The 13,313-nt window shown below is 65.1% G+C and carries 9 protein-coding genes; 5 read left to right on the top strand and 4 right to left on the bottom strand.

Annotation, left to right across the window (positions count from 1 at the left end; genetic code table 11):
* Positions 1–27: 27 nt before the first annotated feature.
* The 4 genes from ACZ60G_RS16040 to ACZ60G_RS16025 all read right to left on the bottom strand — a co-directional run bounded on the left by ACZ60G_RS16040 (position 28) and on the right by ACZ60G_RS16025 (position 5,308).
* Complete coding sequence (locus ACZ60G_RS16040) at positions 28–942, bottom strand: lipase family alpha/beta hydrolase (RefSeq protein ID WP_465810873.1); 915 nt, start codon at positions 940–942, stop codon at positions 28–30.
* A complete protein-coding gene (locus ACZ60G_RS16035; protein ID WP_465810872.1) occupies positions 939–3,380 on the bottom strand; it encodes a beta-glucosidase H in 2,442 nt (813 codons plus the stop codon). Before ACZ60G_RS16035 ends, ACZ60G_RS16040 begins: the two co-directional genes overlap by 4 nt.
* A 93-nt stretch (positions 3,381–3,473) precedes the next feature.
* Positions 3,474–4,073 (bottom strand): TetR/AcrR family transcriptional regulator, encoded by a 600-nt coding sequence (locus tag ACZ60G_RS16030; RefSeq protein WP_465810871.1) that lies wholly within the window; start codon positions 4,071–4,073, stop codon positions 3,474–3,476.
* A 332-nt stretch (positions 4,074–4,405) separates the two neighbouring features.
* Positions 4,406–5,308, bottom strand: coding sequence for an SGNH/GDSL hydrolase family protein (locus tag ACZ60G_RS16025; RefSeq protein WP_465810870.1), 903 nt, complete (start codon positions 5,306–5,308; stop codon positions 4,406–4,408).
* A 597-nt stretch (positions 5,309–5,905) separates the two neighbouring features.
* Here ACZ60G_RS16025 and ACZ60G_RS16020 point away from each other — a divergent pair.
* The 5 genes from ACZ60G_RS16020 to ACZ60G_RS16000 are packed head-to-tail and all read left to right on the top strand — an operon-like array spanning position 5,906 to position 13,235.
* On the top strand, positions 5,906–7,261 hold the full coding sequence (locus tag ACZ60G_RS16020) for a cytochrome P450 (RefSeq protein ID WP_465810869.1): 1,356 nt from the start codon (positions 5,906–5,908) through the stop codon (positions 7,259–7,261).
* A 32-nt stretch (positions 7,262–7,293) separates the two neighbouring features.
* The gene (locus ACZ60G_RS16015) at positions 7,294–8,694 is read left to right on the top strand and encodes a wax ester/triacylglycerol synthase family O-acyltransferase (RefSeq protein WP_465810868.1); all 1,401 of its coding nucleotides are present in this window, start codon (positions 7,294–7,296) and stop codon (positions 8,692–8,694) included.
* 5 nt (positions 8,695–8,699) lie between these two features.
* On the top strand, positions 8,700–10,160 hold the full coding sequence (locus ACZ60G_RS16010; protein WP_465810867.1) for a flavin-containing monooxygenase: 1,461 nt from the start codon (positions 8,700–8,702) through the stop codon (positions 10,158–10,160).
* A 1-nt stretch (position 10,161) separates the two neighbouring features.
* Positions 10,162–12,069 (top strand): asparagine synthase (glutamine-hydrolyzing), encoded by a 1,908-nt coding sequence (gene asnB, locus ACZ60G_RS16005; protein WP_465810866.1) that lies wholly within the window; start codon positions 10,162–10,164, stop codon positions 12,067–12,069.
* A complete protein-coding gene (locus tag ACZ60G_RS16000; protein WP_465810865.1) occupies positions 12,066–13,235 on the top strand; it encodes a cytochrome P450 in 1,170 nt (389 codons plus the stop codon). The genes asnB and ACZ60G_RS16000 overlap by 4 nt, the downstream gene beginning before the upstream one ends.
* Positions 13,236–13,313: the final 78 nt, after the last annotated feature.

Raw genomic sequence — 13,313 nt, 5'->3', positions numbered from 1 at the left:
GCACAACGAAATACAACAACGGTATTGCTAACCGGTTGAGTCGTCCTGGCACGGAATCGGGCGCACTGTCGAACGATCGAGCGCATTGAGCACGAGTGCGGCGGTGGTGGGTGAGAAGGCCGTGCCGTTGTGCCCGGCTTTGCTTCCGGGGCAGACGTTTTGGAGGACGTAGTTGTCGACACCGGGCTCCGCGATCATGGCCTGGTTCTGGCCGAAGGACGAGATCGGGTCGAAACGGCTGCTGATGGTGGTGTAGGCGACGCCGGGAACGGTGATCGGTCCGGAGTTCAGCTCCTGTAGAAAGGCCGACCCGGCCAGTAGATCCTTCACCGCGGGCGGTGCCGGCAGCTTGTCGCGGAGATTTCCGACAAGAGTCGCGCCGAGATCGCCGAGCGTGCCGTGTGTCGGCGAGGAAATGGTGGTCACCGAACGGACACCACTGGCGATCGCCGGATCGGTTTTCACGATGTACTGCGCCATGATGCCGCCCTCGGAATGGCCGATCAGGTCGACCTTCTGGACGCCCAGCCGGGTGGTCAGCGCGGTCAGTTTCTGCTTGATCTCGACCGCCGAATCGGCGAGCGGACCATTGCCGCCGCCCTGCATGGCATTGCTGCCGCCATAGGAGAAGGAATAGACGCACAGGCCCGCGTTGGCGAGTGCCGGTCCGAGATAGCCCCAGGCTCGGTACTCGTCGCCCGCGAAACCATGTAGTAGGACAACGGGAACCGCGCCAGGGACGGTGGGCACGCAGTCGTACCGGTTGACTCCGGGAGGCGTCGGGGCTTCGGCCTTGCCCTCCTGTGCCCACCGGGTTTCCTCGTCCTGCACCTGCTCCCAAGTGGCGGTCGGATATGGTCCCGGCTCGGCGACGGCCACGAACATCGCTGCGGCGCATAGAGCAAATCCGGTGAGGAACAAGGTGATTCGGCGCAATTTCATGCGTGTGGTCCTTGAATGGCGGTAGTCAGGCGGATATCGGCGACCGATCGACCGGTCAGCAGGTCGTAGGCGGTGGCCGGTAGTACCCAGGTTTCCGTTGCCTCATCCCAGGATTCGGCGGCCCGGCGGGGGATCGGAATCTCCACCTCGGCCGTCTCGCCCGGCTCGGCTTCGACGACCGCGAAGGCGGCCAGTCGGCGCTCCGGTTGGGATGAATGCGCGATATACGTCTGGATCGTTTCCTGGCCGCGACGATCGCCGGTATTGCGAACCGTCACGGTAAGCGTGCCGAGACCGGATGCCGGATCGGGAGCGAAGGCAGCGCTCTCGTATTCCCAAGTGGTGTAACCGATTCCGTGCCCGAACCAGTACGCCGGTGCGGTCGAAAGTCGTTGCCACGCGCGGTATCCGATGTAGATGTCCTCCTCGTAGGCGAGGGCACCATCGGTCGGCGTGACATTCAGCACCGGCGCATCGTCCTGATGCGCGGGCCAGGTGGTGGGCAGTCGTCCGCTCGGTTCGGCCCGCCCCGTTAGCACATCGGCCAGCGCGGCACCGCCTTCCTGCCCTGGAAACCAGGTGAGCAGAATCGCCGCGACATCCGAGGCCCACGGCATGTGCACGGGGGACCCGGTATTCACCACGACCACGGTGCGCGGATTGGCGGCGGCGACCCGCGCGACGAGCTCATCCTGTCGACCGGGCAGCGAAAGCGATGTGCGGTCGAAGCTTTCGCTCTCCACCTCGGGGGTGGTGGCGACGACCACCACGGCCACCTCGGCCGACGCCGCTGCGGCGACCGCTTCTTCGATGAGGGCCTCGGGGTCGATATTCGGTTCCTGATGTCCGAGCGAGAACTTCTCGAAGGCAATGGGCATCTCCGGCAGCGTCGTGACGGTATGCGTAAGACTGATCGAAACTTGCTGTCCCGCCGTGAGCTCGACCTCGAAGAGCGTCTCCGGCGGGCGGAGGAAGGCCGCCAGCGGATCGCCCTCCGGAACGATCGCGTCGTCGAAACAGGTCACATCGCCGACCGTCAGCCGGAACGGTCCGATACCGGCGATGGCCAAGGTGTGCGTTCCCGTCGCCGGTGGCGTGAAGGTGCCGGTGACAACGACCCGATGCAGTTCCCCGACCGCGATCCCGTCCGGGAATTCACCGATCCATTCGATCGTGGCCTCCGGCAGCGGATGCTCACCGAGCAGGCGGTCAGCTGCGCCGTATAGCTGGACCCGCAGATCGAAACCTTCCTTTGCGGCGGGAATCTTGACTCGGGGATCCGCACCGACGGCATAGGCCACTTCGGTATCCGCATCGAGTACGGCCCTTAGACCCTCGAGCGGTGAGACGGTATGCGGTGGGAACACCTGGGCGCTACCGCCGCCGAGCGCCCTCGGCTGGTCGGCGGTCTGGCCGATCAGCGCAATGCGGCGGACCTTGCCGAGCGGAAGCACGCCACTCTCGTTGCGCAGCAGCACAATCGAGCGTTGGGCGATCTCGCGAGCCAGCACATCGCCGTTGATCGTCGCGGGCACCGTGGCGACTTCAGGTGGTGCCCCGGCCAACGCGCCAACCCGGGCGGCGAGCCGGAGCACATGCCGTGCCATCTGCTCGACCGTCTCGGCCGGAACCTGGTCTGCGCGAACCGCTTCCGCGAGGGCGTGGCCGAAAACGCTCTGCGGTCCCGGCATCGCAATATCGAGCCCGCCGACGGCCGCGCCGACAGTATTGCGCGCCGCGGTCCAATCCGAAACGATAGCGCCGTCGAAACCCCAACGTGCACGCAGGATTTCGTTCTGTAGCGCATTGTGCTCGGTCATCGTGACGCCGTTGACGCTGTTGTACGCCGCCATCAAAGCCCATGGCTCGGCTTGCTCGACCACGGCTTCGAACGGAGCCAGATACAGTTCATGCAGTGCCCGCTGGGACACCCGCACGTCAACGGTGAATCGGTCGGTCTCGGAATCATTGGCCACGAAATGCTTCGGCGTCGCGGCCACGCCACCCTCCTGCACGCCGGTCACGTAGGCCGCGCCGATCGCCCCGGTCAGCAGCGGATCCTCCGAGTAGCACTCGAAATGCCTGCCGCCCAGCGGACTTCGGTGCAGATTGAGCGTCGGAGCCAGCAGCATGTGCACGCCCTTGCGCCGTGCCTCCTGCGCGAGCAGCTGCCCGGCCCGCCGGGCCAGAGCCGGATCCCAGGTGGCGGCCAGCGCGGTCGGGCTCGGCAGGGCGACCGAGGGATCCTCCGGACTCCAGTGCACGCCGCGCACACCGATCGGACCGTCGGACATCACGAGGGACGACAACCCGATCTCCGGAATCGCGGGCAGAGACCACATGTCCTGTCCGGCGAGCAGGCGGCAACGCGCATCCAGATCCAGTGCGGCCAACGCCTTTTCGACCACTGCCTCGCGGTCGGCTCGGTGATTCGCCATGTCGGTCGACTCCCTTGTTCGTATGACGCGCGGGCATCTACCTCGAAGTATGGATGATTTACCTAGTGGACAGTAGGTAATGTTATCGATACGTTACAAACTCGAACCGCCATCCGGCTGGATCAATTGCAGGAACTTGCGCAGCAGCGCGGGCATATCCACCTCATCCGGCGACAGCAACCACTGCTGCTGCAAACCGTCCAGAACCGCGATCAGCAATACGGCGGCATCTCGATGTGAGACGCCACGCGGCGGATCGCCACTCAGTGCGCGCTCCAGGAAGGTGGTCAGCATCTCCCGGGCCTGCGCGTACCGATCGACGAAGTAGTCGCGCGCGGGATGGTCCTGGGTGACGCTCTCGGCCGCGAGCACCGTGAACGACTGCACGATTCCGGGTCGCTCGACATTGCGTTCCACCAGTTCGGCAAGGAGTTCCAGGGTTGTCGCACGGCCCTGTGCGGTGGCGAGCAGGACATCGAGATCGTTCTGATCGCGCAATGCGAGCACATTCGCCAGCAGTGTCTGCTTATTGGGGAAGTAGTGCAGCACGCCCTGCTGGCTGAGCCCGACCCGCTCCGCGACGATCGCAATGGTCGCGCCCTGATAGCCGCGTTCCGCGAAAACCTCGAGTGCCGCCTCCAGGATCGCTCGACGACGATCCTCGTGACCGGCCCGGCCCTGGGCCCGCCTCATGCGGTGCACTCTTTTGCTGCGTCCATTGTTCGCAGACTAGCGAATCGCCATTGACAGCGGCGGTTTCGGCGCGTCTACTATCTACCACCGCTAGATCTAGCGTTGGTAGATGTCGGAGCAATGATAGAAGTGGGCGTGTCGTGTTCTTGGTGGTCGGCGAATGCGGCTGGGGGCGCTGTTGGATTCCCGACCGCAGACCGTTGATACGGGAGCGGTCTGGGAGGAACTGGGCATCGTGCCTGCTCGGCTGACCGATTGGCTCGACCGTCCGCCGATTCCTGACGCCGTGTCACAGTGACGCTGGGCGCTGTACCGCGCCCAGCGCCGTGATCTCATCGCAGTACGGCGACAACCTGCTGTGCGATGTTCTGCTCACCGAAGGTGTTGGGGTGCAGCGGGACAATGGATGGGGTCGACAGCGAGGGGATGAGTCCGTTGATCCACTGCTGCTCGGGCGCGGCGCACATGTCGTGTCCGATGCTGGAGGTGGCGGTGTCGACGAAGATCGCGCCGTGTGCGGCGGAGACATTGCGCAGCAGTGTATTGAGGTTGACCAGCGCGTCCTGGAGGTAGTCGGCGTCGCGCGGCCAGGCGGGCTGCTGTCCCGGGCAGGCGCCTTCGCGCGAAGCGGTGAGGTACCCGACGATCACGATCATGGCTTCGGGTGCGCGTGAGCGGATTTCATCGATCGCGGTGCCGTAGACGGGTGCCAAAGCCTTGGTCCGTTCCGCGAAAGTGTCGCCGCCGTTCGCCGTGAAGGAGTCCGCGCATGACGTGCCGTAGGGCTCCGGCAGGAGATTTCCGCACCGCAGGGCCTGGCTCGCCAGGCCGATATCGTTGCCGCCCATGGTCATTGTCACCAGGGTGGTGTCCGGTGTCAGCGCATCGAACTGCGGTGCGGCGGTTCCGGAGACGACGCCGCGTTGCGGGCTCGCGAGGTCGTCCAAGGTGGCCCCACCGCAGGTGACGTCCTTGAAAGTCGCGACGCCGAGCTCCTTCGCGACCAGCGACGGATAGTTGACGGCGGAGCGTGAACACGTGGCGAGCTCGGTTTGCGGAAATACGCCCGCGCCCGCGGCGAAGGAATCACCGAGGGCCACATAGTGGGCGTCCGCGGCCGTTTCGGCGCTCGCTTGCCCGGTGATAGCGGCGCTGGCCGCGACTGTCATCGCGGCTGCGGCGACCGCCGGTCTCACTTTTCCGAATAGATGGTTCCAGCTGCCGAAAACTTGCATGGTGTCTCCTTGTGAACCCATGACCGGACGAATTCTGATCTGAACTCCCAGGAGTAACTCGCGCAGGCGGCATCGACCCTGGACATCCGACCGATACGGGCAGAGTCTAGCCTCGATTCACCAATCCCGAATAACTTTCGGTTTTCTCGCTCGCATTCTCTGGTCGCCCCGCGCTCGGCCGTGCGCGACGACCTCGGGCAACGTTGGGGGATAGCGCATTTCGTCAGAACGTCAGCGACCAGGCTTTGTTTCAGATTCATGCCTAAGATAAGGTACTGTTGCGTTCCTCACTATTTCGCCTCTACCTGCGGAAAGTCAACGATGACGAATCGTCAGGGTTGACACTGCCAGCTCGCGCTGGCTACGGTCGCCATTGTTCGCGCTGAGTCATCGCCCGCCTCGGCATTAATGGCAGCAGGCTGTCCAAACGGTCTGGCCGAATGTTTCGACTGCGGGGAGGCTGTCGTTATTCTTCGCCCCTGGTCGCATTCATGAACAAACTCGGCGGACCTTTCTTTGTGCTTCGAGACAAGATTCTCGCGCCTTTTTCTCGCCCGCCGAGACTCCACCAGTTCCTTTAGACGTTAGGCGCCAGCTTTGTCCGTCTCGATCTCACCCGCCAAGACCGTGGATGATCTCCCGGGGCCGAGCCGGTGGCCGTTGCTGGGGAATCTCCCGCAGATGCGGCCCTCGTTGCTGCACCGTCAGTTCGACGAGTGGTGCGATGAGTACGGCCCGCTCTATCAGTTGAAGATGCCGGGGCGGCACATCGTGGTCGTGAGCGATCCCGATCTGAACCGCGAGATCTTCCGGGACCGGCCGGGTGGGTTCCGGCGGCAGTCGGCGATCGAATCGGTCATGGACGAGATGGGGTCCAACGGACTGTTCTCGCTGGAGGGTGAGGCGTGGCGGCTGCGTCGCAAGCTGGCGATGCCCGCCTTCAATGCCTCGCATCTGCGCAGCTTCCATCCCATCCTGGAGACGATCACCGGACGGCTGCGGCAGCGCTGGGAACGGCAGTCGCCCAAGGATATTCGCGCCGACCTGACCCGCTACACGGTGGACGTCACCGCCAAACTGACCTTCGACTACGACATCAACACCATCGAACAGTCCGGCGACATCATCCAGCGGCACCTGGAGCTGATCTTCCCGCTCATCAACCGGCGGATCAATAGCCCGCTCCCGTACTGGCGTTATGTCAAACTTCCGGACGACCGGGCGCTCGAGCGCGCACTGGCCGCGCTGCGCACCGATCTCACCGGCGTCATCAGTCGGGCCCGCGCGAATCTGCCTGCGGCGCCGACGAATTTCATCGAGGCCTTCCTGCTGGCGCAGGACGGCAGCACCTCCTTCACCGATGACGAGCTGTTCGCCGAGGCGCTGACCATCCTGATCGCCGGTCAGGACACCACCAGCAACGCCATGGCCTGGCTGCTCTACCATCTCGCGGGCAATCCGGCTGTGCAGGAACGGATTCGCGAGGAGGTCGCCGAAATCCCGTCGGCGCTGGACCGGCAGCCGTATCTGGAAGCCGTTGTCGCTGAATCGATGCGGCTGCGGCCGACGACCCCGATCGTCGGACTGGAGGCCGCCGTCGACACCACGATCGACGGTGTGCACATCCCGGCGGGCACCTGGGTGATCGTCAATGTGCAGCATGCGAGCCTGCAGGAGAAAAACTTCGAGGACGCGCTGCGCTTCGACCCGGATCGCTGGCTGCGCACCGAGCACGGCACGCACCGGCCCGAGGTCTCCACCCCGTTCGGGGCCGGTCCGCGCTTCTGTCCGGGGCGTGGGTTGGCGATGTTGGAGATCAAGAACGTGACCGGCATGGTCTGCCGAAACTTCGAGGTGCGTCTGCCCGCGGGCGCGCAGGCGCCGAAGGATCGCTTCCACTTCGCCGTCATCCCCATCGATCTCGATCTCGACCTGATCCGACGGCCCGCCTGACCCCATTCGCCGAGCACACTCTAAGGATGTAGATGTCGTTGCATCGATTGACCGCGACCGACGGTGTCTGGCTGTCGCTCGAATCACCCGATATGCCAATGCATATCGCCTTCCTGCTGGAATTCACCGCACCCGAGGGCGGAGCGGCCCAGTTCCTGCGGCAGTGGCGGGCCGGGCTGGACGCACCGGCGAGCCTGCCGCAACCGTGGAACTTCCGCCCCCTGAAGTTCCCGCCGCCGGGTGTCGCGGCCGTGGTGCGTGAGGTCGACGATATCGACCTGAGCGAGCACATCCGGGAGTGGACGCTGCCGGAGCCGGGCAGCCAGGACCAGTTGACCGAGCTCGTGTCGTCGATCCATCGGAAGCAGCTCGATATGAGCCGTCCGCCATGGGAATTGCACGTCATCGAAGGGCTGGCCCAGGATCGTTTCGCGCTGCTGCTCAAGGTGCACCACAGCCTGCTCGACGGCGCATCGGCCATGCGGTTGTTCACCGATACGTTCACCGAGGATGCCGCCGCCCGCAATGTGCCGGACCTGTTCACGGTGCGCCCGGCTGCCGAATCGGCGGAAGCCGGTACGGCGAATCCGTTCCGTGCCCTGCTCGCCGCATTGACCGGCGTGCTGGCCTTGTTGCGCGGTGTCGGATCGGCCGCCCGCGATGCCTTCCGACGTGCACGCGGCGATAAGACGATGGCGCAGAAGGCATATCAGCAGCCGAAGACCATTCTCAACGGCACCATCACCGGCGCGCGCGAGCTGTCCAGGCGTCGCTACGACCTCGCGCTGTTCAAGCGATTGGCGAAGGCGGGTGACTGCACGATCAACGACATCGTGCTGTACCTCGTGAGCACGGCGCTGCGCAGCTACCTGATCGATCACGCTACGTTGCCCGAAGAGTCGTTGACCGCGGGCGTGCCCACCGATCTGCGCGAGGAGGACGACGCCCGCGCCGGCACCCGCGCGGGCATGATGTTCACCGCGCTGGCCACCGATATCGCCGATCCGCGCGACCGGTTGAGCGCGGTCAAGTATTACATCCGCGCCGCGAAACAGCATATGGGTGGGATGGCCCCGAACGAGGTCATCGGCTACGGACTCGCGGTCACCCTGCCGTGGATCCTCGGGCTCAGCTTCGGCCGCACCAACACCGCCTCCTCCCACCCGATGGGCATCTCCAATGTGCCGGGCCCGCGAAACCCGCTGTACTGGAACGGCGCTCGGCTCGAGACGATCTATCCGATCTCGCTGCTCATGCACGGCAATTCGCTGAACTTCACCTGCATCGGCTACTCGGGCGGGCTGCATTTCGGCGTGCTCGGTGTCCAGGACAAGCTGCCGCCGATGTCGTATCTCACCGGGGCCATGGATGCCGCGCTCGATGAGCTCACCGAACTGCTCCTGCCGGACCGCGCGCAGCCGGCCGCCGGATGACGTCAATGTCGAATTACGATGTGGCGATTATCGGCTCGGGCTTCAGCGGGCTCGGCGTCGCGGTGAATCTGCGACGCCTCGGCAATGACAACTTCGTCGTCCTCGAGCGTGCCGATGCCATCGGCGGCACATGGCGCGATAACGTCTATCCCGGCTGCGCGGTCGACGTGCCATCGGTGCTGTACTCGTATTCCTTTGCGCCGAATGCGGACTGGACCCGCGTGTACGCGACCCAGCCCGAACTGCGCGCCTACACCGAGCAGGTCGTCGACAACTTCGATCTGCGACGGCATGTGCAGTTGAACAGTGACGTGGCCGAGGCCGATTTCGACGACGAGGCCGAACAGTGGGTGCTGCGGCTGAGCGACGGCAGACTGGTCCGGGCCCGCGCCGTCGTCATGGGTTACTTCTCCCTGCACGCCGGGGCTATTCCGGACATCCCGGGTCGCTCCGATTTCGCCGGGCCGCAGATGCATTCGAGCAAATGGGACCCGTCATTCGAACCGGCGGGCAAGCGGGTTGCGGTAGTCGGGGCCGGGGCGAGCGCGGTGCAGATCGTGCCCGCGCTGGCGAAGTCGGCGGGTGAGCTCATCTCGTTCCAGCGCACTCCGGCCTGGGTGATTCCGCGACTGGACCGGCCGATTCCGCCGACGGTGCGCAAGATACTGCGCACCGTGCCGCCGATTCGGTTGGCGGCACGCGGATTCGTCTTCCTGTTCCTGGAGGCCATGCACTTCGCCGTATTTCATCCGCGGCTGGTTTCGGTATACGAGTGGGTCGTCCGCAAGGTGCTGGCCGAGCAGGTGCCCGATCCCGAGTTGCGGCGCAAACTCACGCCCGACTACGCATTCGGCTGCAAGCGACCGATGGTCTCCGACGAGTACTACAGCTCGTTCACCCGCCCGAATGTGCGGCTGAGCACCGAGAAGATCACCGAGATCACCGCGACCGGCCTCCGCACCGCCGACGGCGAGCTGCACGAGGTCGACGCGATCGTGTGGGCCACCGGATTCCACGTTCAGGATTCCATCGCGCACTTCCCGGAGTTCCGCACCACGACGACCTCTACGCGAAAGAAGTTCCAGCGAGATGGTTTTCGTGCATATCGCGGCATCGCCTTCGCGGGCCTGCCGAATCTGTTTGCGGTCACTGGACCGAATACGGCGCTGCCGCACACCTCGCAGTTCCTCGCCATCGAACCCACCACGAAGCTGATCGCCAAGACGATCGAGCACATGCGGGCCAAGGGGATTCGCCGCTACAGCCCGTCCGAGCGGGCCGAGCGCGAATGGGTCACGCGCGCACGGAAACTGCTCGGCACCCGGGTGTGGTCGACCGGCGGATGCACCAGCTACTTCGTCGATGAGGACGGCACCAACACCCTGACCTGGCCGGGCGGAACGTTCAGCGTCCGACTCGACCGGCGTCGCATCCGACCGCAGGACTGGGATACCGGAAGACAGTGACATGTGCGGCATCAGTGGAATAGTCGATTTCGCCGGACCGGTCGATCCGACCCCCATCGCGGCGATGAACGAGATCCAACGCCATCGTGGCCCCGACGGTTTCGGCACCTGGCACAGCCGCAATGTCGCCTTCGGCTTTCAACGCCTCGCCATCGTCGATGTCGAGCACGGCGCGCAGCCCGTCCGCAACGAGAACGGCACCGTCCACGTCGTCTTCAACGGTGAGATCTACAACCATCGGGAACTGCGTGATGCGCTCGCCGCGCGCGGGCACCGGTTCCGCAGCCACTCCGACGCCGAGGTGATCCCGCACCTCTACGAGGAGTACGGTCCGGGCTTCGTCGAACGCCTGGACGGCGATTTCGCCATCGCCCTGTGGGATTCGCGCCGAGAACGGCTGCTGCTCACCCGCGATCGGGTCGGCGTCAAACCACTCTTCTATCACCACCGCGGCAGCCGGATCGTTTTCGCCTCGGAGATCAAGGGCATCTTCGCCTCCGGACTGGTCGACGCGACCATGGACCCGCAGGGCCTCAGCGACTGCCTGTTCTACGGCCACACCATCGCACCGCGCACCTTCTGGCAGGGCATCGACGATCTGCCGCCCGCGACCATCGTCACGATCGATCGTCGCGGTATTTCCGAACAGCGCTACTTCACGCCGTTCCTGCGCCGCGATCCCGATGCACCGCTGCTCACCGGCCGGACCGCGATCGAACGCTTCAACGATGCCTTCACTGCGGCGGTGCGCAAACGCCTGCCCGACGAGGTGGAGGCCGGAATCGCGCTGAGCGGCGGCCTCGACAGCTCCGCCATTGCCGCGGTGGCCGCCCGACGCTGCGATGCCCCGCTCACCACCGCGAGCATCCGGCTCACCGGCGAAGTCCTCGACGAGACGCCGATGTCGCGGCTGGTCGCCCAGTCCCTCGGCGTGCCCAACGACGAGGTCGAGATTACCGGCGCTCGTGCGTGCGAGCTACTGCCGAAGAGCCTGTGGCACTTCGAATCACCGTTCTGGTACGGCGCGGTGGCGACGCCGTTCCTCGATCTGACCGAGCTCGCTCGGAACAAGGGCCTCAAGGTCGCCATGAGCGGCGACGGTTCCGACGAACTGTTGGCGGGCTATGACTTCTACCGCCTGATGAAGCTGAGCTCCCGGTTCGAACAGCCGAAATGGGCCCAGACCGCAATCTGGCGCAATGCCACCAAATGGGTCGGTGCGCCATCGGGTTTGGACAGCCACATCGTCTCAGTGGCAGGACGACGTGCCGAATACACCGCACGCTACGGCGAGGTGCCGCCCTGGATCTACCTGTGGAGCGCCCTCGGCGACACCACGGCCCCCATTGCACCCGAGGGCCTTCCGGCACCATCCCCGCTCGCCCCGCCACCGCCACATGACAAGCTCCGCCGCCAGCTGCATTTCGAGTTCTACACCCGGCTGCCACACTGGGTGCTGCCGATCTCGGACCGCCTCGGGATGGCCAATAGCATCGAGGTGCGCGTGCCCTACCTCGACCGCGATGTCATCGATGTCTGCGCGGAACTGTCACCGGAAATGCTGGTGCACTGGGGAACCGAGAAGTACGCGCTCAAGCGGGCCACCGCGGACGTGCTGCCGAAACAGATCGTGCGCAGGCGCAAGAAGCCGTTCATGACGCCGGTCGGCCCGTGGTATCTCACCGGTTCGGGTGCTGATCTGGCGCACGACCATTTGTCCCGCGATTCGGTGCGGCGCTACGGGATCTTCGATCCGGTTGCCACCGAACGGATGTGGCGCACGGCGATCGATCAGACCGGTACCTGGGCCGCCACTGCCGCGGAATGGGGTTGCCTGGCCGTCATGTCCACCCACCTCGTGCTGGACCAATTCCGGTCGCTGGGCACGAGTGAGCGAGTCGCCTCGTGAAAACCGCCGCCGCCCACGAATACGCGCTGCACGGATTCGCCCAGCCCGCACTGCCCCTGGTACTCGCCGCCGGATCGCTGATCAAGCCGATACGGCGGGTACCCAAACTCGGCTGGCTGGTAGCCGACCCGGAACTGGCACGCCAGATACACAGCGACACCGAGCATTTCAGCATTATCGGCGTCGGCGCATCCGGGCACTGGTGGGGACAGATGCTCGGCGATTGGGTCTTCGAACTGTTCGAGGGCCAGCCGCATGTCGAATTCCGGGCGCAGGTTCGCGATCTGTTCACCCCCGAACGGTCCAGGGTGGTCACCGAGCGGTCGGTGGGGCCGATGCTGCGCCAACTCACCGCGGATCTGTCCGCCGGGAAAACCGTTGATATGGCGCAGTTCTCGCGCGAGTTCACCGGACGGACCATGGCAGAACTGGTCGGCTTGCCGGTGGACGATTCACCCGCCGCATACGAGGAACTCTTCGGCCTGGTCGAGGCAATGGCCAACCTCGGCAAGGGCAACTACGACACCACGGTGGTCTCGGAACGCAATGCCCGCAGGGGACGCGCTGTGGCCGACCGCATCGCCGCCGCCGTGCCCGCCGTCTACGAAACCGCCGACCCGAGCACAACCATCGGACGCAGCCGCGAACTCGGCCTCGGACCCGAAATCACCCGCCGCATGGCGGCCTTCCTGGTCGTCGCCGGAACCGCGACGCTGGCGAGCACGTTGGGTCGGATGGTCGCTTTGCTGCACGATAGCGAGGCTCAGCACGAACTGATCGAGGATCGGAGCCTGATTCCGGACGCGGTGCGCGAGGCGCTGCGGGTCACCAGTTCGATGCCGATCGTCGGGCGCGGTGTCGTCTCGGATATCGAGTTGGCGGGCAGACGATTACGCGCGGGCGACCGCGTGAAGATCATGACCTGGTCGATCAACAATGCGGCGGGCGGCTACGACCTGCGGCTGGGCAAGGTGCACGAACTCCGGCAGCTCTGGTTCGGCGGCGGTCGTCATATCTGCCTCGGCGCGAGTCTGACCCATGTGCAACTGGCCGCGGTGCTGGAGGCGATGACCGCGTCCGGCCGTCCCTGGACCATCACAAAGCGCCGCTACCGGACCAATGTGTTCGTCCCGCTCTACCAGCGATTGGATATCGCTTTGGCCTGATAAGCGGTCCGATTGCCGCGCAGTCGGTTCGGGCAGAATGCCTGGCAACTTAACTGCGGTCCACGGTCCAAGGTGTGC

This window comes from Nocardia sp. NPDC102475 (assembly GCF_055584605.1).
Note: the sequence above shows the minus strand (reverse complement) of the source record. Positions and strands in the feature narration are given on the sequence as shown.